This is a genomic window from Pseudomonas sp. PB101, from assembly GCF_009764265.1.
GTDB lineage: Bacteria > Pseudomonadota > Gammaproteobacteria > Pseudomonadales > Pseudomonadaceae > Aquipseudomonas.
In genome coordinates this window covers 1-22,682 of sequence record NZ_RWIR01000054.1, presented here as the reverse complement: position 1 = coordinate 22,682, position 22,682 = coordinate 1, and the positions used below count along the sequence as shown (strand labels likewise).

The 22,682-nt window shown below is 60.4% G+C and carries 21 protein-coding genes, 1 tRNA gene and 1 pseudogene; 10 read left to right on the top strand and 13 right to left on the bottom strand.

From position 1 onward, the window contains the following. Positions 1-93: 93 nt before the first annotated feature. Positions 94-711: a bifunctional phosphoserine phosphatase/homoserine phosphotransferase ThrH gene (gene thrH / locus EI969_RS16805; RefSeq protein ID WP_160388779.1), complete on the bottom strand. Its 618-nt coding sequence runs from the start codon at positions 709-711 to the stop codon at positions 94-96. 173 nt (positions 712-884) lie between these two features. Between thrH and EI969_RS16800 the strand changes: the two genes are divergently transcribed. From EI969_RS16800 to EI969_RS16790, 3 genes are all read left to right on the top strand, one after another. Then, a complete protein-coding gene (locus EI969_RS16800) occupies positions 885-1,625 on the top strand; it encodes a phosphoadenylyl-sulfate reductase (protein WP_160388778.1) in 741 nt (246 codons plus the stop codon). A gap of 549 nt (positions 1,626-2,174) precedes the next feature. Further along, a complete protein-coding gene (locus EI969_RS16795; protein WP_160388777.1) occupies positions 2,175-3,716 on the top strand; it encodes an NCS1 family nucleobase:cation symporter-1 in 1,542 nt (513 codons plus the stop codon). A gap of 56 nt (positions 3,717-3,772) precedes the next feature. Beyond that, positions 3,773-4,501, top strand: a complete 729-nt coding sequence (locus EI969_RS16790; protein WP_160388776.1) for an aspartate/glutamate racemase family protein — start codon at positions 3,773-3,775, stop codon at positions 4,499-4,501. A 106-nt stretch (positions 4,502-4,607) separates the two neighbouring features. On the opposite strand, the gene EI969_RS16785 is transcribed toward EI969_RS16790, so the two are convergent. Further along, entirely contained in the window at positions 4,608-5,531 is a 924-nt protein-coding gene (locus tag EI969_RS16785; RefSeq protein ID WP_160388775.1) for a LysR family transcriptional regulator, read from the bottom strand. Positions 5,532-5,655: 124 nt separating this feature from the next. Here EI969_RS16785 and EI969_RS16780 point away from each other — a divergent pair, with 124 nt between their 5' ends. After that, positions 5,656-6,402: a 3-oxoacyl-ACP reductase family protein gene (locus tag EI969_RS16780; RefSeq protein ID WP_160388774.1), complete on the top strand. Its 747-nt coding sequence runs from the start codon at positions 5,656-5,658 to the stop codon at positions 6,400-6,402. A 62-nt stretch (positions 6,403-6,464) separates the two neighbouring features. Here the strand turns inward: EI969_RS16780 and EI969_RS16775 are convergent, their stop codons facing one another. Continuing rightward, positions 6,465-7,160 carry an HAD-IA family hydrolase gene (locus EI969_RS16775; protein WP_160388773.1) on the bottom strand — a complete coding sequence of 232 codons (696 nt, stop codon included), beginning with the start codon at positions 7,158-7,160 and terminating at the stop codon, positions 6,465-6,467. 273 nt (positions 7,161-7,433) lie between these two features. Between EI969_RS16775 and EI969_RS16770 the strand changes: the two are divergent. Continuing rightward, positions 7,434-10,481, top strand: a pseudogene (locus EI969_RS16770) (RHS repeat-associated core domain-containing protein); the annotation flags it as partial. Between the two features lie 20 nt (positions 10,482-10,501). On the opposite strand, the gene EI969_RS16765 reads toward EI969_RS16770, so the two are convergent. The 6 genes from EI969_RS16765 to EI969_RS16740 form a co-directional block, all read right to left on the bottom strand. Next, on the bottom strand, positions 10,502-10,717 hold the full coding sequence (locus tag EI969_RS16765; protein ID WP_160388772.1) for a hypothetical protein: 216 nt from the start codon (positions 10,715-10,717) through the stop codon (positions 10,502-10,504). 73 nt (positions 10,718-10,790) lie between these two features. After that, complete coding sequence (locus EI969_RS16760; RefSeq protein WP_160388771.1) at positions 10,791-10,973, bottom strand: hypothetical protein; 183 nt, start codon at positions 10,971-10,973, stop codon at positions 10,791-10,793. A gap of 16 nt (positions 10,974-10,989) precedes the next feature. Continuing rightward, positions 10,990-11,448 (bottom strand): YMGG-like glycine zipper-containing protein, encoded by a 459-nt coding sequence (locus EI969_RS16755; RefSeq protein ID WP_160388770.1) that lies wholly within the window; start codon positions 11,446-11,448, stop codon positions 10,990-10,992. Positions 11,449-11,560: 112 nt separating this feature from the next. Continuing rightward, entirely contained in the window at positions 11,561-11,929 is a 369-nt protein-coding gene (locus tag EI969_RS16750; RefSeq protein ID WP_160388769.1) for a bacteriocin, read from the bottom strand. A 283-nt stretch (positions 11,930-12,212) separates the two neighbouring features. Next, entirely contained in the window at positions 12,213-12,401 is a 189-nt protein-coding gene (locus EI969_RS16745) for a hypothetical protein (protein ID WP_032829518.1), read from the bottom strand. Positions 12,402-12,547: 146 nt separating this feature from the next. After that, positions 12,548-12,868: a YbjQ family protein gene (locus EI969_RS16740; protein ID WP_160388768.1), complete on the bottom strand. Its 321-nt coding sequence runs from the start codon at positions 12,866-12,868 to the stop codon at positions 12,548-12,550. A 156-nt stretch (positions 12,869-13,024) separates the two neighbouring features. Between EI969_RS16740 and EI969_RS16735 the strand changes: the two genes are divergently transcribed. Further along, a complete protein-coding gene (locus EI969_RS16735; RefSeq protein WP_160388767.1) occupies positions 13,025-13,609 on the top strand; it encodes a hypothetical protein in 585 nt (194 codons plus the stop codon). A 93-nt stretch (positions 13,610-13,702) separates the two neighbouring features. On the opposite strand, the gene EI969_RS16730 is transcribed toward EI969_RS16735, so the two are convergent. Further along, positions 13,703-13,792, bottom strand: a tRNA-Ser gene (locus EI969_RS16730). A 308-nt stretch (positions 13,793-14,100) separates the two neighbouring features. Between EI969_RS16730 and EI969_RS16725 the strand changes: the two genes are divergently transcribed. From EI969_RS16725 to EI969_RS16715, 3 genes are all read left to right on the top strand, one after another. Continuing rightward, entirely contained in the window at positions 14,101-14,790 is a 690-nt protein-coding gene (locus EI969_RS16725; protein WP_160388766.1) for a crotonase/enoyl-CoA hydratase family protein, read from the top strand. Between the two features lie 215 nt (positions 14,791-15,005). Continuing rightward, entirely contained in the window at positions 15,006-15,728 is a 723-nt protein-coding gene (locus EI969_RS16720) for a 1-acyl-sn-glycerol-3-phosphate acyltransferase (protein ID WP_160388765.1), read from the top strand. A gap of 161 nt (positions 15,729-15,889) precedes the next feature. Then, positions 15,890-16,861: a magnesium and cobalt transport protein CorA gene (locus tag EI969_RS16715; protein WP_160388764.1), complete on the top strand. Its 972-nt coding sequence runs from the start codon at positions 15,890-15,892 to the stop codon at positions 16,859-16,861. A gap of 128 nt (positions 16,862-16,989) precedes the next feature. On the opposite strand, the gene EI969_RS16710 is transcribed toward EI969_RS16715, so the two are convergent. The 3 genes from EI969_RS16710 to EI969_RS16700 form a co-directional block, all read right to left on the bottom strand. After that, a complete protein-coding gene (locus EI969_RS16710; protein ID WP_160388763.1) occupies positions 16,990-17,712 on the bottom strand; it encodes an amidotransferase in 723 nt (240 codons plus the stop codon). Between the two features lie 95 nt (positions 17,713-17,807). After that, positions 17,808-19,952, bottom strand: coding sequence for a 3-hydroxyacyl-CoA dehydrogenase NAD-binding domain-containing protein (locus EI969_RS16705; protein WP_160388762.1), 2,145 nt, complete (start codon positions 19,950-19,952; stop codon positions 17,808-17,810). A gap of 24 nt (positions 19,953-19,976) precedes the next feature. Further along, positions 19,977-21,182 carry an acetyl-CoA C-acetyltransferase gene (locus EI969_RS16700; RefSeq protein WP_160388761.1) on the bottom strand — a complete coding sequence of 402 codons (1,206 nt, stop codon included), beginning with the start codon at positions 21,180-21,182 and terminating at the stop codon, positions 19,977-19,979. A 603-nt stretch (positions 21,183-21,785) separates the two neighbouring features. Here EI969_RS16700 and EI969_RS16695 point away from each other — a divergent pair. Continuing rightward, positions 21,786-22,619, top strand: coding sequence for a cytochrome c (locus EI969_RS16695; protein ID WP_160388760.1), 834 nt, complete (start codon positions 21,786-21,788; stop codon positions 22,617-22,619). Positions 22,620-22,682 lie beyond the last annotated feature (63 nt).

Genomic DNA, 22,682 nt, shown 5'->3' with positions numbered 1-22,682 from the left:
CACGCTCCCACAGGTTTGTGTTGATCGCACAATTGTGGTTCGACACAAACCTGTGGGAGCGTGGCTTGCCCGCGATGAGGCCCTATTTGATGACTACAAACTCAAGGCCCGGTTCGAAGCCTTGATGAATTCCTGCTTCAGCTCTTCAAAGCTGTGCACCGCCGGGAACTGCGGAAACTCGCGAATCACATTGTCAGGTGCATGGAACAGAATCCCCGCATCCGCCTCACCCAACATCGTGGTGTCGTTGTAGGAATCCCCCGCCGCGATCACTCGGTAGTAAAGGCTCTTGAACGCCAAAACCGACTGGCGCTTGGGATCTTTCTGACGCAATTGATAGCTCGTCACTCGACCGGAATCGTCAGTAATCAGACGATGGCAGAGCAAGGTCGGGAAGCCCAGCTGGCGCATCAGCGGCTGGGAAAACTCATAGAAGGTGTCCGACAGGATCACCACCTGGAAGCGTTCGCGCAGCCAGTCGACGAACTCGATGGCGCCGTCCAGCGGCTTGAGCGTGGCGATCACTTCCTGGATGTCGGAGAGCTTCAGGCCGTGCTCGTCGAGAATCCGCAGGCGCTGTTTCATCAGCACGTCGTAGTCGGGAATGTCCCGGGTGGTGGCCCTGAGGGATTCGATCCCGGTTTTTTCGGCGAAGGCGATCCAGATTTCCGGAACCAGCACACCTTCAAGATCCAGACAGGCAATTTCCACAAGACACTCCCATTTGTATTGATTATTGAGTCGAGCGAGCAAAAAGACTGCCGAACTCTAGCGACTCGGGCCTGCCTGCGCAACGCAGAGGATGCCCCGGCCCGTGCAGCTTTTTGTTACCATCGGCCCCATATAGAGCGCCCAGCGCCACCGACCTGTAGGAAGCCGCCCTGATGAGCCCAACGTTCGACGTCGTGGAACTCGCCACGACCTATGCCAACAAATCCGCCCAGGACATTCTGAAACTCGCGTTTGCCGAGTTCGGCGATGACCTGTGGATATCTTTCAGCGGCGCCGAGGACGTGGTGCTGGTGGACATGGCCTGGAAGCTGAACAAGAACGTCAAGGTGTTCAGCCTCGACACTGGCCGCTTGCACCCCGAGACCTACCGTTTCATCGATCAGGTGCGCGAGCACTACAAGATCGACATCGAGCTGGTGTCGCCGGACTACACCAAGCTCGAACCTTTCGTGAAGGAAAAAGGCCTGTTCAGCTTCTACAAGGACGGCCATGGCGAATGCTGCGGCATCCGCAAGATCGAACCGCTGCGCCGCAAGCTGTCCGGCGTAACGGCCTGGGCCACCGGCCAGCGTCGCGACCAGAGCCCCGGCACCCGCAGCGCTGTGGCGGTGATGGAAGTCGACAGCGCCTTCTCCACCCCGGAACGCACGCTGTACAAGTTCAACCCGCTGGCACAAATGACCAGCGAAGAGATCTGGGGCTACATTCGCATGCTGGAGCTGCCGTACAACAGCCTGCACGAGCGCGGTTTCATCAGCATCGGCTGCGAGCCCTGCACCCGCCCGGTCCTGCCGAACCAGCACGAGCGCGAAGGCCGCTGGTGGTGGGAAGAAGCGACCCAGAAAGAATGCGGGTTGCATGCCGGCAACATCATCAGCAAATCCAAAGCTTAACCCCCTGTAGGAGCGAGCCTGCTCGCGATAAACCCGAGAACGCAGCGGGGTATCTGGCACCCCGCGTTATCGTTAACGACCATCGCGAGCAGGCTCGCTCCCACAAAAAATGTGTACACAGGAATGTCACCATCGGTGCCATTTATGTGTGCACTTTATGTTTCTACGCCCCCAAAAGTTACATCCCTCCGCCCACCTGGCGTCGCCGCGTTTCTCTGAATCCCTTCCTGAAAATAAATACCTGTTCAAACGGTCAATTTATATTTCATTTTTTTCAGCAGCTTGGCGAAACGCCATAACAAAACGAAATGAACAGCGCCCGGCATAGAACCTCCGGCTGGCATGGAACTCGCTTAAGTGCATACATGTTTTGTATACAATCAACACAAAACATACACACACTTTAGATCCGCAAGCCTGAAGCGCCCTATCCCGTACAGGCTGCAGATGCCCCGTAACCAATGATATTCGCTACACCGCGACGAAGATTTGTCGAGCCACGCGCTCATGCACAGTCATCGCGGCGTCGAGCATCAGGAGCCTGCCGGAATGCGTACTAGTCTCTCAAACAACAATATCGCGCTGGATCTACCCTCCTCCCATTCCACCCACACCGCCGACAATCAGGCGCATCACGCCCCCGTCGTGCTGAGTCCGAGGCTGCATAACAAGGATCTGGCGCCAACCAAGGCCGAAGGCCGGCGCTGGGGGCGCTACAGCATCTTTGCGCTGTGGACCAACGATGTTCACAACATCGCCAACTACTCCTTCGCCATCGGCTTGTATGCGCTGGGTCTGGGTGGCTGGCAGATTCTCCTTTCGCTGGGGATCGGCGCGGCGCTGGTGTACTTCTTCATGAACCTCTCCGGCTACATGGGCCAGAAAACCGGTGTGCCGTTTCCGGTCATCAGCCGGATCAGTTTCGGCATTCACGGGGCGCAGATTCCTGCACTGATCCGCGCCGTGATCGCCATCGCCTGGTTCGGGATTCAGACGTACCTTGCGTCCGTCGTCTTTCGCGTGCTGTTGACGGCGGTCCACCCCGGCTTCGCCGACTACGACCACGACTCGATACTCGGCCTGTCGACACTGGGCTGGGTGTGTTTCGTCGCGATCTGGTTCGTGCAACTGGCGATCCTTGCCTATGGCATGGAGATGGTGCGGCGCTACGAGGCGTTTGCCGGCCCGGTGATTCTGCTGACCGTCGCCGCCCTCGCCGCCTGGATGTACTTCCAGGCCAACGCGACCATCGCCTGGTCGATCCGCGAACCGCTGACTGGCGGCGAGATGTGGCGCAACATCTTTGCCGGCGGCGCGTTGTGGCTGGCGATCTACGGCACCCTGATCCTCAACTTCTGCGACTTCGCCCGCTCTTCGCCGTGCCGCAAGACCATCAAGGTCGGCAATTTCTGGGGCCTGCCGGTGAACATCCTGGTGTTCGCCGCCATCACCGTCCTGCTCTGCGGCGCGCAGTTCCAGATCAATGGCCGGATCATCGAAAGCCCGACCGAGATCATCGCCTCGATCCCCAACACCTTCTTCCTGGTGCTCGGTTGCCTGGCGTTCCTGATCGTCACCGTGGCAGTGAACATCATGGCCAACTTCGTCGCCCCGGCGTTCGTCCTCAGCAACCTGGCGCCCAAGTACCTGACCTTCCGCCGCGCCGGCCTGATCAGCGCGACCATCGCCGTGCTGATCCTGCCGTGGAACCTCTACAACAGCCCGCTGGTGATCGTGTATTTCCTGTCCGGCCTCGGTGCCCTGCTCGGCCCGTTGTACGGCGTGATCATGGTCGACTACTGGCTGGTTCGCAAAGGCCAGGTCAACGTGCCGCAGTTGTACAGCGAAGACCCCGACGGCGTGTATTACTACAGCCGCGGCGTCAATTTGCGCGCGGTGGCGGCGTTCATTCCCGCCGCCCTGATCGCCATCGTCCTGGCCCTGGTGCCAGGGTTCCACAGCGTGTCGCCGTTCTCCTGGCTGATTGGTGCCGGCATCGCCGGGATGCTCTACCTGATCATCGCCAAACGCCAACCGCACTACGCCGATGTCAGCGGCGAAACCATCGCGGTCGACAACGTCAGTCATTGATCCCGCCGCGGCCTGACCCTGTCGGGCCGCAGAACCCTCTGCAATAAGGACTCCCCATGCGCATTCTCGTGGTCAACGTCAACACCACCGAATCCATCACCCAGGCCATCGCCCGCTCGGCGCAGGCCGTCGCATCGCCCGGCACGGAAATCGTCGGCCTCACCCCGCACTTCGGCGCCGACTCCATCGAGGGCAATTTTGAAAGTTACCTGGCGGCGATCGCGGTCATGGACCGAGTGATGTCCTACGACCAGCCTTTCGACGCGGTGATCCAGGCCGGCTACGGCGAGCACGGCCGTGAAGGCTTGCAGGAGCTGCTCAACGTGCCGGTGGTGGACATTACCGATGCCGCCGCCAGCACGGCGATGTTTCTCGGCCACGCCTACTCGGTGGTCACCACCCTCGACCGCACCGTGCCGCTGATCGAAGACCGCCTCAAGCTCTCCGGCCTCTGGGACCGTTGCGCCTCGGTCCGGGCCAGTGGTTTGGCGGTGCTGGAGCTGGAGCACGAACCGCAACGCGCTCTGGAAGCCATCGTGCATCAGGCCGAACTGGCGGTGACCCAGGACAAGGCCGAAGTGATTTGCCTGGGCTGCGGTGGCATGGCCGGGCTGGACGAGCAGATTCGCCGGCGCACCGGTGTACCGGTGGTGGACGGGGTGACGGCGGCGGTGACCATTGCCGAGTCGCTGGTGCGGCTGGGGCTGTCGACCTCGAAAGTGCGGACCTATGCAATGCCGCGGCCGAAAAACATCATTGGCTGGCCGGCTCGGTTTGCCCGATAAACCGCGTTATCGTTCATCGCGGGCAAGCCCGCTCCCACAGGGTCCAGTGCAGTCCCTGTGGGAGCGGGCTTGCCCGCGATTGGGGCACCTCGGTCTCAAGCCAGACTCAGACCGCACTGAACCGCTGCCCCAGCCCCCGCTCGGCAAACTGCTCAATGACGAATTCGACAAACGCCCGGGTCTTGCCGGGCAGCAGCTTGTGTTCGGCGTAATAGATGGAGGTGTGGCCGTCGTCGATGTACCAGTCCGGCAACACCCGCTGCAACCTGCCGGTCTCCAGGTATCCCGAGGCGAATGGCATGCTCACCAGCGCGATGCCCAGACCTTGGGCGGCGGTGACGCAGGCCGCCTCGGAATCGCTCATGGTCATCCGCGTCTTGAGCGTCAACGGGCTGTGATGCTGATTGCGATGGGTCAACTGCCAGGAGCGCACGCGACCGGTTTGCGGCGAGCGGATCAGAATCCCGTCATGGCGCTTGAGGTCATCCGGTTCGCTGATCGGCTCATGCGCCTCCAGATAAGCCTGCGAAGCCACCAGCACCCGATGCGCCGGACTCAGCTTGCGCGCAACCACGCCCTGGGGTAATTCGAAGCCACCGCCGATTGCCGCGTCGAACCCCTGCCCGATCAGGTCGACCTGGCGGTTGTCGAAATGCCAGTCCGGGTTGATCGCCGGGTATCGCCGCAGAAACTCGCCGAGCATCGGCACTATGTACAGGCAGCCAAATACCGTGCCCATGCTGACTTTCAAGGTGCCCGCCGGCTGACCTCCGGCGCTGGCGAGATTGGCCACGGCGTTCTGGATCGTGTGCAGACTGCCGCTGACTTCGCCGAGAAACAATTGCCCGGCTTCCGTCAGCGTCAGCCTGCGCGTGCTGCGCTGGAACAGTCTGACGCCCAGGCGTGCCTCGAGCTTGGCAACGCTCTTGCCCACCGCCGCCGGTGTCAGGCTCAGGCGCCGCGCAGCTTCAGCGAAGCTGCCGACCTCGGCGCTGCGTACAAAGCATTCGATACTGCTGAAGGTTTCCATAGGCGCCACTATAAACTTCTGGTTTACACAGACTATCGTAATCATGGTCTACACAGCAGGTAATCCCGAATCGATACTAGGCTCCATCAACCGGGACATCTCGCCTCGGGACTTGGAGACCGACATGACTACTCAGAACCTCAGCGGCAAAGTGGCATTGATTCAAGGTGGTTCCCGCGGCATCGGTGCAGCCATCGTCAAGCGCCTGGCCGCTGAAGGCGCGACCGTTGCCTTCACTTATGTAAGCTCGACGGCCAAGGCTGAAGAACTGCAAGACGGCATCACCGCCAAGGGCGGCAAGGCCCTGGCCATCAAGGCCGACAGCGCCGACGCCGAGGCGATCCGCGGTGCCGTGACCGCCACGGTGGAAGCCTTCGGTCGCCTGGACATCCTGGTCAACAATGCCGGTGTACTGGCCGTCGCTCCGCTGGCCGAGTTCAAGCTCGAAGATTTCGACCAGACCCTGGCCATCAACGTGCGCAGCGTGTTCATCGCCACTCAGGCCGCCGCCAAGCACATGACCGAAGGCGGTCGCATCATCAACATCGGCAGCACCAACGCCGACCGCATGCCCTTCGCCGGTGGCGGCCCCTACGCCATGAGCAAGTCGGCGCTGGTCGGCCTGACCAAAGGCCTGGCCCGTGATCTCGGCCCGCAAGGCATCACCATCAATAACGTGCAACCGGGCCCGGTCGATACCGACATGAACCCGGCCCACGGTGACTTTGCGGATAGCCTGATCCCGCTGATGGCCGTGGGCCGTTACGGCAAGGCCGAAGAGATCGCCAGCTTCGTCGCCTACCTTGTCAGCCCTGAGGCGGGCTACATCACCGGGGCCAGCCTGACCATCGACGGTGGTTTCGGCGCCTGATGCACTAAACGCAAAGCAAATGTGGGAGCGGGCTTGCTCGCTCCCACATTTTTTATCTGGCGTCAGGTCCACTCAAGCGCCGGCAAACCAAAAGCATGCGGCTCGAACGCCTTCAACGTACGAAGAATGCCGTCGGCGTGTGCGTATTTTGCGTCCGCCATTGCCGCATCCGGAATGGCGATCGCCGTCATCCCCGCCGCTTTCGCCGCGGTGACACCAAAGGGCGAATCCTCGAACACCAGGCAATCCTCGGGCGCGACGCCCAGGCGCCGTGCCGCCGTCAGGAAAATATCCGGTGCCGGCTTGGCCGCGCCGACCTCGGGGTCATCGGCAGTGACGATGAAGTCGAACAGGGCGAACCAGTCGCGGTGCAAGGTGGTTTTCTGAGCGAACGACTGGCTTGAGGAACTGGTGCCGACGGCAATGGGAATGTTGTTGGCCTTCAGATGCCGGACCAGCTCCTGTGCGCCAGGCATTGCTTGCGCTGTAGGAAAGCGCTCGCGCATCAGCGGCTCGCGGACCACCAGGAACTCTTCGGCGGTCATCGGCAGGTCCAGTGCTTCAACCACATAGCGCGCCAGATCGCCGGCACCGCGACCGATGATGTTCTGCTTGATGCTCCAGTCGAACGTTCGGCCGTAACGCGCGGCGATGATGGACGTGACTTCGGTGTAGATGCCCTCCGTGTCCAGCAACAAGCCGTCCATATCGAAAATCACGGCCTTGATCGGGCCGAATGCTTTCAGGGGTGCATTCATCGCATCTGATCCGTTTTCGCAGGCACCGGGCGGCTCGGATACGGCCGGCTGCCCGAATGGATTAAAGGATTCAGCAGCATAACGAGCGCTGCTGGCTCTGAGCAACGATGAAATCCCGATCCAGGGCGAATGGCTCTCGTGATTTAGCGAATTGACCTACGCCAAACGCTAACTTTCCTGACTTCTTTTCTTGCAGATCCTGCTCAGAGTCTCACGTCCTACATTCCGCCAAGCGAAAGTCTGCAGATGTTCGATCCCAAAAAGGCCCACGACGGCCCGGTGTCGATGGTCACCGGCGAAGTGCTACTGACCCTCACGGACGGCACGCTCGACGGGATCTTGTCATTCGACTTCACCCGCCTCTATCGCACCCGCGTCGTCGAACTCGACAGTGGCCTCGGTTTTGGCTGGCGTCACTCGCTGTGCCAGCACCTGGAATTCCACGGCGAGCAAGTGCTGTGGATCGACCCCGAAACCCGCCGCACGCCATTTCCATGGCCGACGACTGCGCGCCCGGTGATCCGCCACAGACTGACGCAGGCGGCGATTTACCTCGGCGAAGAGCCGGACGAACTGGTCATCGCACCCGCCGGCGACGCGCCACGTTTCTTTCATTTTCGCGACGGCCGACTGAGCGTGATCAGCGACGCCTGCGACAACCGTCTGACGGTACAGCGCGACAGCCTTGGGCGGATTGAGCGCCTGGACAGCGGCGCCGGCCGTGCCTTGTCGCTGCGTTACGACCTCAAGCATTTGGTGGCCGTCGACTATCAGGTGTTTCAGCGCTGCGGCCCCCAAGCGCACACCTGGCGCACCGAGCAAACACTCGCCAGCTACCGTTACGACGCCCGTCATCGCCTGATCGAGGCAACCAACGCCACGGGTGAAAGCGAACGCTACGACTACGACGAGCAGCACGTCATCCTGCAACGCCAACTGGCGGGTGGAGCGAGTTTCTTCTGGGCGTGGGAACGCTCCGGCAAGGCTGCCCGCTGCATCCATCACTGGGCTTCGTTTGCGCAGATGGACGTGCATTACGCCTGGGACGATCAAGGCTGCGTGACGGTTTACCACACCGACGGCAGCGAAGAGATCTACGTTCATGACGACCGCGCGCGACTGGTGTGCCAGGTCGGGCAGGACGGCGGTGTGCAGCACAAGGCTTACGACGATCAGAGTCGCCTGATCGCCGAACAGGACGCTCTCGGCGCCGTCACCGAATACCATTATGACGAAGCCGGTCGGCTGGTCGCGCTGCTTGCGCCGGATGAGGCGCCCGAGTTCTTCGAGTATCGCCACGGTTTCCTGCATGCTCGCACCCGCGGCCAGGCGACGTGGACCTATCAGCGCAATGCCAGGGGCGACATCACTGCCGTCACCGATCCCGACGGGCATGTCAGCCGCTACTGCTACGACCCGCAGGGACGCTTGCTGACGATCCGCTTACCTGACCTCAGCGAGCACCGGTTTGTCTGGAACGCCTTGGGGCAATTGCTCGAAGAAACCTTGCCCGATGGTGGCCGGCGCATTTTTTCCTACGATTCGCTGGGGAGGCAGATGACCCGGCAGGACGAACACGGAGCCATCACCTCGAACGAGTGGGACGCCGCAGGTCGACTGACCCGCACCACCCTGCCCACCGGGGCCTGCCGTGCCTGGCGCTACAACGCCTACGGCCAGGTCATCGCCGACACCGACGAACTGGGACGGGTCACCCGTTACGAATACGCCGACGACCTGCACCTGGTCAGCCGCCGGATCAACCCTGACGGCAGCACGCTGAAGTACCGCTATGAGCATGCGCAACTGTTGCTCACCGAGATCGAAAACGAAGTCGGCGACACTTATCGCCTGGACTACAGCCCAGGCGGATTGATCCGACAGGAGACCGCCTTCGATGGACGTCGTACCGACTACAGTTACGACCTCAACGGCCAGTTGGCGGTAAAAACTGAGTTTGGCGACGATGGCACACAGTTGGTGACCGCCTATCAGCGTGACAGCGCCGGGCGGTTACTGGTCAAAATCCTGCCCGATGGGGTCAAGGTCGAGTACCGCTACGACAACCTCGGTCGCCTGATCAGCGTCGATGATGGCCAGGACCCTGCGCTGCGGTTCGAATACGACCTTCAGGATCGACTGCTCACCGAGCATCAGGGTTGGGGAACCCTGTGTTACGACTATGACGTCTGTGGCCGGCTCAAGGGCCTGCGCCTGCCAGATGCTTGTGTCCTCGTCTACCACCGCGTCAAAGGCGGTGCCCTCACTGCCATCGACCTCAACGGCAGGCGCCTGACCAGCCATCGTTTTGTTGGCGGGCGCGAGCGGCAACGCCAACAGGGCCTGCTGCTCAGCGATTACGCCTACGATGAGCAGGGCCGTTTGCAGACCCATTCCGTCAGCCAGAAACAACGACCGCTGTACCACCGCGAATATGCCTACAGCCCCAAGGGCAACCTCTTGCAGATTGTCGACAGCCGCCACGGTGCACGCCGTTATCAATACGATGCACTCGACCGCCTGATCGGCGTACGTCACGCTCGCGACCAGTACGCAGAGAACTTCAGCCACGACCCGGCCGGCAACCTGCTGATCCATGACCGTCCCGGCCCCTGCGTGCTGCGGGGCAACCGTCTGATCCGCAATAACGACAGTCACTACGATTACGACGCCTTCGGCAACCTGATCCGCGATCGCCGTGGTACTCGGTCCCAGGTCACGCAATACACCTACGATAACCAGCACCGCCTGATCGGCGTCAGTACTGCGGACGGTAAAAGTGCCAGCTACGGCTACGACGCCTTCGGTCGACGCATCCGCAAAACCGTGGACGACTACACCACGCAATTCTTCTGGCAAGGCGACCGGCTCATCGCCGAAAGCGGCCCCGGGCACTACCGCAGCTACGTCTACGAACCCGGCAACTTGCGCCCGCTGGCGCTGCTCGATGGCAAAGGCCGGGCTGATGCCTGCCCGTTCTACTACCAACTCGACCACCTCGGCACCCCGCTGGAACTGACCACCTACAGCGGCGCCATCATCTGGACAGGCAAATACACCGCCCACGGCAAATTTCGCGGCGATGACCGCGGACGATTCGAACAGCCACTACGGTTTCAGGGGCAATACTTCGACGCCGAGACGGGTCTGCATTACAGCCGGCATCGCTACTATCATCCGGACTCAGGTCGCTACTTGACGCCGGCTCCGCTCGGGTTGGCCGGTGGGTTGAACCCGTATCGGTACAGCCGAAATCCGACGGGATGGGAAGATCCGCCGGGGTTGAACGACCCACTCAGGTCGATTCCTGCAAATTCCTGAGTAATCAAGCCCGGGCATTCTCACGGTTGCATCGAAACAGACCGCTCTGGCGAGCCATCGGCATCGGCATCTTCGCGATCTCGCGGGACTGCCTCGACATCGTCATCGCTCGGCACTTGCTCCACGCCTGCATCGTCGTCCGGCGGACGCTGGTCGCGACTCAAGGGATCGGTAGGTGACGGCAGCGGATATTCCGGAGTGTCATCATCGTCGAAAACTTTCGGATCAGTGCTCATATCGCACCTCTCATTTGATCTGAAGTGCAGGACGGGACGATGGCCGCGCTTGTCCAGAGAGACAAGCGCTCAATCAGTCTTCGTCCTCTTCCTCGTCTTCAAACTCAATATTGCCCACATCGCCCGCGTCATCGGCATCGTTAAGCGGCACTGTCGCGTCATCCATCAGCGACCCGGGGTCTTCATTGCCCGGATCGTTGATGAACGGCAGCCCGCTCGGGCCTTTTTCTTCCTTGCCTTCAGTTTCCGGAGTCATGGAATGCCTCGCTCAATCAGTGATGCTTTTTGTGGTGTTTGTTCGAGTGTTTATGCCCGCCACCGGAATGGGAGCCGCCACTGCCATCCCCCAGGTCATTGCCGATCGCACCGCCGGCCGCACCGCCAACACCTGCGCCGATGGCCGATCCGGTCGAGCCGCCAAGACTGTTGCCGAGCAGCGATCCGCCCGCCGCGCCCAAGCCGCCGCCTACGGCCGCTTCAGTGCGATTGCGCTTGGGCGCGGCAATGGCACCGCCGGCCGCGCCGCCGACACCCGCGCCGACCGCTGCACCCGTACTGCCACCGACCTGACCGCCGACAACGTTGCCCAGCACCCCACCCAGACCACTGCCCACTGCGGCATCGCCATTGCCTCCTGCCAGCGCTGCCTGAGAGACCAGCAATCCAAAAACAATCGCAGGCAACATCAATCGTCGAGCTACGTTTTGCTTGCCGCCGGTTTCCGTGTTCATGGCACGCCTCGCTTTCTTCAAGGGTATGGAAGATTTGAGCCGCGGCGGCGTGAAACGTTCATATATGAAAAAGCCCGGCATAAGCCGGGCTCTTTTCATATCTGGATCAGCATCAGTGACGCTTGTGACCCTTGGCCAGGTTGCTGCCTACGCCGCCGCCCAATGCACCGCCCAGGCCTGCACCGATGGTGGAACCGGACTTGCCACCCAGGCTGTTACCGATCACCGAACCACCGGCCGCACCGACACCACCACCAATGGCTGCGCTGGTGCGATGACCCTTCTTGGCGGCAACCGCGCTGCCCGCCGCGCCAGCGACGCCCGCACCAATCGCTGCGCCCGTGCTGCCGCCCATCTTCTGGCCGACAACGTTACCCAATGCGCCGCCCAGGCCACCGCCCAGCGCGGCAGTGCCGTCGCCAGCCATTGCACCTTGAGCAACCAGAAGCCCCAGAACCAGAGCGGGCAGTGATAAACGCATGACAAAAACCTCAAAAATAGGGGGTACACAAAAAAAGGGGGGCGAGATTGAATGCTGTTGCGCGGACAACTTCGCGATTGGCGACGGTTGGACAGCATTTATGCAAAAGGTTTTATCGCGGACAAAAAAAAGCCCGCTGGGGAAACGGGCCAGATGTTGCTTTCTAACGGATGAGTCGAGCCTACGCAGGGTGTTGTGAAAAGTTTGTGAAAGATCAGGCCCTTGAAAATCCTGTTACAGACATGAAAAACCCCGTTCAAAGACGGGGTTTGCCAGCGTTCGTTCACTTCCTGACCGGCGCTGTCACCTTGGGCAGGAATTTGCCCTTCAGTACCCGGCACGCCCTGGTCTTGATCTTGTCGACCTCTGTCTGGTCTTCGCCGAAACTGGCCACATACTGGGTCTGGCCACACCGCACACTGTTGTTGATCGGAAACTCTGCACCATCGTCTTCGATATACGGATCAGCCATCTCTTCACCCCTTTTCAAGAAGCGCGATCGACACCGGCAAGCCCTTTGCCTGAAAGAATATCGATCGCCAAGGTTTTTGAGACTAGCCGGTCACTAACGGACTTGCCGTTCGGACTCTTCCATGACCGACGAATGGCGGCGCACGTTCAGCGCAACTTGACCGCAGTCCCGGTGACAAACACCACGACCATCCCGCCCTTGCCAGCCGGCATGCTGATCTCGTAATCGAGCCCCACCACCGCGTCCGCCTGAAGCGCCCGCGCCCGCTCCTTGATTTCATCGGTGGCCTGAATGCGTGCTTCCTGCAACGCTCGCTCCAGCGTCTGGGAGCGCCCGCCGAAAAAGTCGCGCATCCCGGCAAACACGTCGCGAACGACGTTGATCCCCTGCACCGACTCGGCGCTGACGATGTCCAGGTAAGCCGTAATTTGCCGGCCTTCAATGGAATGGGTTGTGGTGGTGATCATTGCTGTTTGTTCCTGTTCAGAAGATCAGCCAGCGTATCAAAGACCGGCACCGTCACGCTTATTCTGCCGGCGGCATGATCAAATCTGGCGCGGCCAATGCCGGAGTGCCCTGCTGCTATGCTGAAACATCGGTTCCCTGCACTGGAGACCAGCAGCATGGCAGCAGAAGGCAATCATTCCCCGATCCCTTTCAAGGTGCTGGCCTACGTGGCCGCAGGCTTCCTTATTGCCTTGATAATTGCCACAAAGTTGCTCGACACCTACTTCGACATGACGTTGCTGGCAGATACCAAGACCTGGTTGCTGGGTGCGTGGAGCTGGCTGGGTTTGGAAACGCCAGTACCGAATTGGTCACTTCTGCTGATTTTCGTGGCTTTGGTCATTGCCTTGGCTGTAGCGATTTACTTCTACCGCACCACTGATGGCGTTTACGGCGAGCTACATGAGATAGAGCGAAAGATCTACAAGAACAACAACCCTCAGTTTCCACAACTGACAGACAACCAAACGCTGCTGATGGAAGCCTTGGCCTATCACGCAAACTTCAGAAAAATTGCAAACCTGGACTCCATTTGCAAACTTGTCTCACTGAGCAAAGTGGAAGTGGAAGACGGCCTGAAGCAACTCCAGGTTAAACACCTGGTGATGCAAAAAGTGACCCGGGGTACGTTCGGCGCTACCACTTTTGAACTGACCCTGGCAGGCAAGGACTATGCGTTGGAGCGACTTGATCTGACGTAGCAGAGTCACTCGCAAGTGGCGGGATATCAGGAGTAGTACAGCCGAAAAAGAAAAACCCCCGCAAACCATAAGTTTGCGGGGGTCTTCAGAATGTGGCGGTGAAGGAGAGATTCGAACTCTCGATACAGTTTCCTGTATACACACTTTCCAGGCGTGCTCCTTAAGCCACTCGGACACTTCACCGTATCTCTTCAAACATGTTCTGTCTGTCGAGGCGCGCTAATGTAGTCGAAAGCTTTTCCGATGGCAAACATTTTTTTCAGAATTTTCATGCGGTTAACGCGATTCGGCGTTTGCGCTCGTTCCGGGCCATGGCAAACCGGCCAATCTTCGGCTTCGCGCGCTCTTCTATATAGAGGGGAATGCGCAGCAGGCATGGCGGGCTACGCGTGGCGGGCAGGCAAAGGGTGACTGGCGGGTCAGTCACGGCGCTTTACCTGGCCTGCGGCGGTGGGTAACGTCTGCCCAACTTTAATGAAAGGAATAGCGTCATGAGTGAGTTGATTTCCTACCATCTCGAAGACGGTATCGCGACCCTGACCTTGAGCAATGGCAAGGTCAATGCCATCTCCCCGGATGTGATTGCCGCGTTCAACGCTGCGCTGGATCAGGCAGTGACTGATCGTGCGGTGGTGATCATTACCGGCCAGCCAGGCATTCTGTCCGGCGGTTATGACCTGAAGGTGATGACGTCCGGTCCTAAAGAAGCCGTGGCGCTGGTGACCTCCGGCTCGACCCTGGCCCGTCGCCTGTTGTCGCACCCTTTCCCGGTGATCGTTGCATGCCCGGGACACGCGGTGGCCAAGGGCGCATTCCTGTTGTTGTCGGCCGACTATCGCATCGGTGTGGACGGTCCGTTCAGCATCGGCCTCAACGAAGTGCAGATCGGCATGACCATGCACCACGCAGGCATCGAGATCGCCCGTGATCGCCTGAACAAGGTGGCGCTTCAGCGTTCGGTGGTCAACGGTGAGATGTTCAACCCACAAGGCGCCGTGACAGCCGGCTTCCTTGATGTCGTGGTGGCGGCTGACGAACTGCAGGGCGCGGCACTGGCGGCCGCTCGCCAGTTGAAGAAGATCAACATGACCGCGCACAAGAACACCAAGTTGAAAGTGCGCAAAGCGCTGCTGGAGGCTCTGGACAACGCAATCATCCAGGACCAGGAACATTTGGGTTAAGCCCGGATCTGCTGCAATGAAAAGCCCGACCGTCGTGTCGGGCTTTTTCATTCAGATCCAGTGTTGAACGCCTGTGACCGCTCTAGATCGCATCTGACCAATGAGTCGGAAACATCAGCTCAAACATCGGCTATCTCCCGCTTCCCCGGGAGCAATTGCCGAAAACAGTGCACATCCGTACACTGCGCCACCTTTTGTCCCGGTGGGGCCTGTAAATGCTGTTTTTGTTGCGTATGTCATTGATGGGCTTGCACTTTATCGTGGCGGGTGTGCTGGGTGTGATTCTCGGCCTGTGCCGGCCCTTCAACCCGGACAACAGCCGTCTGTGCGCACGCCTGTACGCATGGCCGGCCATGCGTATCTTGCGTTTGCGGGTGAAGGCCGACGTCGGGCCGTTGATGGATAAACCTGACAGCTGCGTGATCATCGCCAATCATCAGTCCAACTACGATCTGTTTGTGTTTGGCAACGTGGTGCCACGCCGTACCGTGTGCATCGGCAAAAAGAGCCTGAAATGGGTGCCGCTGTTCGGGCAACTGTTCTGGCTGGCCGGCAACGTACTGATCGACCGCGGCAATGCGCACAAGGCGCGCCAGTCGATGCTGACCACCACCCACACCCTGCAGAACAAGGACACCTCGATCTGGGTTTTCCCGGAAGGTACGCGCAACCTGGGTGAGGACTTGCTGCCCTTCAAGAAAGGCGCCTTCCAGATGGCCATTGCCGCCGGAGTGCCGATCGTGCCGGTGTGTGTCAGCAGTTACGTCAAACACATGCGATTGAACCGCTGGCGCAGCGGGAACATCCTGATTCGCTCGTTGCCGGCGATTCCCACCGCCGGATTGAGCCTGGACGACATGCCCCTGCTGATTGCCCGGTGCCGCGAGCAGATGCGTGAATGCATCGAGTCGATGGACCGGCAACTGCAAGCCGCCTGAACAAAAAACCCGCCTGGTGCGGGTTTTCTTTTGCCTGGAGACTTTACCTGCGAACTCGGCAGATTTAACTGACTCTCAAACACTTGCGAGGCTAAGCTGGTCGACACTGCCGTAACATTTGTTGCCAATTGAAATCTGCCAAGAAGAAGTGAACCACCATCATGGGTAGAGTTGTTGCTGCTGCGGTTTATAGCGCCGGTAAGAAAGTCACCAATATCACCCTCGACGAAGGCGCAGCCTGGGCGGCCAAGCCCGGCCACTTTGTCTGGATCGGCCTCGAAGAGCCGAACGCCGAGGAACTCTACAACCTGCAACGCCAGTTCAACCTGCATGAACTGGCCATTGAAGACGCGCTGGAAAAGCACAGCCGGCCGAAGCTGGAAACCTTCGGCGATGCGCTGTTCATCGTGACGTATTCGCCCATCAGGGAAGACGGCAAGCTCAAGTTCATCGAGACGCATATCTTTGCCGGCAATGGCTACATCATTACCGCCCGCAACGGCCACTCGGCGTCCTACGCCTACGTCCGACAACGCTGTGAGGCGCGTCCGCTGTTGCTTGAGCACGGGGAAGATTTCGTACTCTATGCCATCCTCGATTTCGTCATTGAAAACTACCAGCCGATGGGCGAGGCGATCCACGCCGAGATCGATGAGCTGGAACGCAACGTGATGTGCAGCGCGCTGAATGAGCGCGACATTCAAAAGCTTCACAGTCTGCGTCGCGATGTGTTGCGTTTGCGTCGGTTTGCCGCGCCGATGGTGGAAATCGGTGAAGAACTGCAAAAGTTGAGCTTCCCGTTCATCGACAAAAACATGCGCCCGTACTTTCGCGACGTGCAGATCCATGTAACGCGGCAGATGGAAGACCTGACGACCCTGGCGGATATTGCCAGCCAGACGATTGAGGTCGGGGTGCTGCTGGAGGCCTCGCGCCAGAGCGTGGTGCAACGCAAGTTTGCAGCCTGGGCGGCGATTCTGGCCTTCCCGACGGCGGTGGCGGGGATTTACGGGATGAACTTCCAGAACATGCCGGAGTTGACCTGGCACTACGGCTATTTCGGGGTGCTGGGGTTCATTGCGGTGGGATGCGTGGGGTTGTGGGCGAGTTTCAAGAAGTCCGGGTGGTTGTAAACGCTCAAGGGCGCCGCTGTGTGCCTGGTTCTACGCGTTATCGTTCACGACCTTCGCGAGCAGGCTCGCTCCTACAGTGGATCCTCGGGGATCAATGTAGGAGCTGGCTTGCCAGCGAAGCTTTTGCTTCAAGTCGTTTGAGGCTTGTGCGCAACAAACCGCATCATCCACTCGGCCACCGTCGCGCCGTGGTGCTCGTGTTCGAGGCTCGAAATGCCTTTTGAGTAGATATGCTGGCCCAGCGCCTCCTGGCGAATGTCCAACAGGGCACGGGAGTAGTCGTGGATGAATTCCGGATGCCCCTGGAAGCACAGCACCTGATCGTTGATGTGGTAGGCGGCATACGGGCAGAAATCGCTGGAAGCGATGACCGTGGCGTTCTCCGGCAGCGACGTGACCTGGTCCTGGTGGCTGATCAACAACGTCAGCTCTTCACGTACCGGACTCATCCATGGCGCCTTGGCGGCCATTTTGTAATTGTGCGTACCGACACCCCAGCCCTGGGTCGCACGCTCGCTCTTGCCACCGAGCAGCAATGCCAGCAACTGATGGCCGAAGCACACGCCCAGCAGCTTGTCGCCGCGCTCGTAGCGGGTCAGCAGGTATTTCCTGAGGGTTTCGATCCACGGGTCGGTGCCGAAGGAGTCGGCCTTGCTGCCCGTTACCAGGTAGGCGTCGAATGTCAGGTCGTCGCTTGGGTATTCACCCTGCACCACGTTGTAGACCGTGAACTCGGCGGCAATCGGCTGCTGCGAAAACAGGTGTTTGAACATCTGCCCGTAGCCCTGATATTGGTCAACCAATTCCGGACGCAGGTGGTCGGTTTCCAGAATGCAGATGCGTAACGACATAAAAAATACCTGACACGTGATGGGAATAATGCACACCCCAGAGCCTGCCCTGAAACACCGTCACAAGGCAAGCCCGGAAATGCATCATCACGCCCTTAGAAGGCCTCCCCTTTCGCGGCCTTCTCCAGCAGCAAGGCCGGTGGCGCGAACCGCTCGCCATACTGCCTGGCCAGGTACTGGGCGCGGGCGACAAAGTCCTCCACGCCGTACTGGTTGATGAACTGCAGCGCACCGCCGGTCCAGGCGGCGAAACCGATGCCGAAGATCGAGCCGATGTTGGCGTCCGCCGTCGAGGTCAACACGCCCTCCTCCACACAGCGCACGGTTTCGATGGCCTGCACGAACAGCAGGCGATCACGTACATCCTTGGGCGAAATCTGCCCGTCGGCTTTCTCGAAACGTGCCTTCAGCTCAGGCCACAGATGTTTCTGGGCGCCCGCCGGATACTCGTAGAAACCGCCACCGGCAGCCTTGCCCGGGCGCTTGAACTCATTGAGCAGCAGGTCGATCACCGCGAACGCAGGGTGCTCCGTCAGCGGTTTGCCTTCTGCTTGCAGGTCTTTGGCCGTTTGCTGGCGGATATGGTTCATCAGGCTGAGGGAAACTTCGTCAGAGATCGCCAGCGGTCCTACAGGCATGCCGGCCTTGCGCGCTTCGGTCTCGATCATCGCCGCGCTGACGCCCTCGCCCAGCATGGCAATGCCTTCGTTGGTGAAGGTACCGAACACCCGCGAGGTGAAGAAGCCGCGGCTGTCATTGACGACGATCGGGGTTTTCTTGATTTGCAGGACGTAATCGAAGCCGCGGGCCAGGGTTTCGTCGCTGGTATTGGCGCCCTTGATGATTTCCACCAGCGGCATTTTTTCCACGGGGCTGAAAAAATGCAGGCCGATGAACTTGCTCTGGTCGGGCACCGCGCACGCCAGGCCGCTGATCGGCAAGGTCGAGGTGTTGGAGGCGATCACCGCGTCCGGGCCGACAACTTTCTGTGCAGCCAACGAGACCCTGGCCTTCAACTCACGATCCTCGAACACGGCCTCGATGATCAGGTCGCAACCGGCGAGATCGGCATCGCTTTCAGTGGGTTGAATGCGCGCCAGCACGCTATCGCGTTGCTCGATGCTCATTTGTCCGCGAGCGACTTTCTTGTCCAGCAGCGCCGCCGAATGTGCCTTGCCCTTCTCGGCGGCGGCGAGGTTGATGTCCTTGAGCACCACATCGATGCCGGCCGACGCGCTGACAAACGCAATGCCGGCACCCATCATCCCGGCGCCGAGCACCCCGACCTTGCGCGTGACATACGGCGCAAAGCCTTGAGGCCGCGAGCCGCCAGCGTTGATTTCGTTGAGCTGGAACCAGAACGTGCCGATCAGGTTCTTCGCGACCTGACCCGTGGTCAGTTCGGTGAAGTAGCGGGTTTCGATCAGGTGCGCCGTGTCGAAATCCACTTGGGCGCCCTCGACCGCCGCGCAGAGGATCTTCTCCGGCGCGGGCATCGTGCACTGGGTTTTGCTGCGCAGGATAGAGGGTGCAATCGCCAGCATCTGCGCGACTTTCGGACTTGACGGCGTACCGCCCGGAATCTGGTAACCCTTCACGTCCCAGCGCTGCACCGCCACCGGGTTGGCCAGGATCCACTCCCGTGCCTTGGCCAGAAGGTCTTCGCGATCGCTCGCCAACGCGTCGATCAATCCGGCCTGCAATGCCTGCAGCGGGCGGACTTTCTTGCCTTCGAGCAGGTACGGCAGGGCTTTTTCGATCCCGAGCATGCGCACCATGCGCACCACGCCACCACCGCCTGGCAGCAGGCCGAGGGTGACTTCCGGCAGGCCGAGCTGCACCGATGGATTATCCAGCGCCACGCGATAATGGCAGGCCAGGCAGATTTCCCAGCCGCCGCCCAGTGCTGCGCCGTTGATCGCCGCGACCACCGGCTTGCCAAGGGTTTCCAGGGTGCGCAACTGTGCCTTGAGGGTCAGCACCATGTCGTAGAAGGCTTTGGCTTCGGGTTTGCCGACCTTGATCAATTCATTGAGGTCGCCGCCAGCGAAGAACGTCTTCTTGGCCGAGGTGATGATCACGCCGGCGATGCTGTCCTTCTCGGCCACCAGGCGCGCAACGCAGTCAGCCATGGCCTCGCGGTACACCGCGTTCATGGTGTTGGCGCTCTGGCCCGGCATGTCGATGGTCAGGACAACGATCTGGTCCTGGCCTTTTTCGTAACGAATGGCTTCGCTCATATCTAGGTTCCTTGAAATCCGCGCTCAGAGGCGTTCGATGATGGTGGCAATGCCCATGCCGCCGCCGACACACAGGGTCGCGAGGCCATAACGCAGGCGCCGGGCTTCCAGCTCATCGAGCAGCGTGCCGAGAATGGCGCAGCCCGTGGCGCCCAGCGGGTGCCCCATGGCGATGGAACCACCGTTGACATTGACCTTGTCCGGGTCGACGGCCATGTCCTTGATGAATTTCAACACCACGGATGCGAATGCCTCGTTGACCTCGAACAGATCGATGTCTTCGACCCGCAGCCCGGCCTTGGCCAACGCCTTGCGGGTCGCCGGCGCGGGGCCTGTGAGCATGATGGTCGGATCGGTGCTGGTGACCGCCGTGGCGACAATCCGCGCCCGCGGCTGCAGGCCCAGCGCCCGGCCCTTGGCTTCGGAACCGATGAGCATCAGCGCCGCGCCATCGACGATCCCAGAGCTGTTGCCGGGGGTGTGCACATGATTGATCCGCTCGACATGGCTGTAGACCCGCAGCGCGGTGGCATCGAAGCCCATCTGCCCCATCATCTCGAAACTCGGCTTGAGCTTGCCCAGGCCTTCCAGGGTCGATTCGGCGCGGATGAATTCATCGTGATCGAGCAGGATGATGCCGTTCTGGTCCTGCACCGGCACCAGCGACTTGTTGAACGAGCCATCGGCCCGTGCCCGCGCAGCCTTTTGCTGGGAATGCAGCGCGTAGGCATCGACGTCCTGGCGGCTGAAGCCTTCAAGGGTGGCGATCAGGTCGGCGCCCACGCCTTGCGGAGTGAAATGGCTGTGCAGGTTGGTTTGCGGGTCCAGCGCCCAGGCTCCGCCATCGCTGCCCATCGGCACCCGGGACATCGACTCGACGCCGCCGACCACCACCAGGTCCTCGTAACCGGAGCGTACTTTCATCGCGCCGAGGTTGACCGCTTCCAGCCCCGAGGCACAGAAACGGTTGATCTGTACCCCCGCCACACTGACATCCCAATCGGCCACCTGCGCGGCGGTCTTGGCGATGTCCGAGCCTTGATCACCGATCGGCGTCACGCAACCGAGCACCACGTCATCGACCTGGCTGGTATCCAGCGCCGTGCGCTGTTGAAGCGCCGTGAGCAGACCGGCTACCAGGTTCACCGGCTTGACACTGTGCAAGGCGCCATCGGCCTTGCCTTTGCCACGGGGCGTGCGTAACGCGTCGAAAATCAATGCTTGGGTCATGACGTCCTCGAACCGCAGTGCAGGAGAGTAAAAACACAGTGCCCACTCTTGGCCCGAGCCGCGTTTGATTCAATGACCGCAGCGCTCACAGACGTTGACGCACACGCTCAGACGGACGGTAGTCAGCTACCGGTTTGACCGATTCAGCACACCAAGCTGTCTAGCCAAAGGGCGGCAAAGAAGCTGGCAATAGGCCTCATGCCTTTTTTAAAGCAAATCGCAAGGACACCATACGAAATGGATCTAAACCAAGCGCAGCGCGGGCTCTAAGGTGAACTTGTACGAAGTTGTCGTCGGGTTTTGCCGAGGCGCTCGTCACTACAGGAAGTGCAACGCGCTGCCGACATGGAGCTATGCAGGCAGGCATCAGGAAATAACAAAAAAGGCGGTCAAGCCATGTTCAAACAATCGAAAGTACGTCAAGCCGGGCTCATTCTTTTCGCCACCACGCTGTTGTTGATATTGCCGAACCTGACCAAGGTCATCGGCTAGTCGCGTCTAAAAGATACGGCGTCACAGTTTTTGAATTGCCACTCTCAAAATGTGACTGGCCCGCTACCCGGGCCAGCGTGGCTGTGCCAACCTTGATGGCACTTCCACGACATGGACGGCGATCACTTGAAAATGCTCATTCTGCTCGGGGCCCTGCTATTCGGCTCGCCCCTCTATGCCGCACAGCTGAACCTGGAGCTGGGCGCGAACAGTCGCACCTGGCAGACCGAGGAATTGCTCAAGCACCCTCAGGTGCAAACCATCAGCATCAGCAACGACGTTTCCTACAAACGGGACATGAGCTACCGCGCCGTGCCCCTGTCCGCACTGCTGACCGGTATCAAGCCTGACGACCACCTGCAAGCCGTGGCCCTGGATGGCTTTGCCGCCGAAATGGCCGCTGCGCCGCTGCTCAATACCCGGGGTGCACGGGCATGGCTGGCGATTGAAGACCCGGCCAAACCCTGGCCACCGCTGTCCGCCGACAAGCCGGGGGCCGGGCCGTTCTATCTGGTCTGGACCGATCCGCAGGCCGGCAACATCAGCCCCGAACAATGGCCGTTCCAGGTGGCGAGCATCAAGCGCCTGGCGCCGGTGGCCGAGCGCTTTCCCGCCCTGCTGCCCGATCCGGCCCTGAAGGCGGATGATCCGGTGAACAAGGGGTTTGCCTTGTTCCAGAAGAACTGCCTGGCGTGCCATCGACTCAATGGCGCCGGGGACGCGCAGTTCGGGCCGGACCTGAATATTCCGTACAACCCGACCGAGTATTTCGGTGCGGATTTCCTCAAGCGCTACATTCGCGATCCACAGAGTTTGCGCCAGTGGCCGCAGGCGAAGATGCCCGGGTTTTCAGCCGAGGTGTTGCCGGATGGGGATCTGGGGATGCTGGTGGGGTATTTGCAGCATATGGTTGGGCGCAAGGTCATTTCAGCGAGCAAACCCTGATGAACCACGCCCTGTAGGAGCCCGGCTTGCCGGCGATAGCGTCCTTGAGAGCGCCATCGCCGG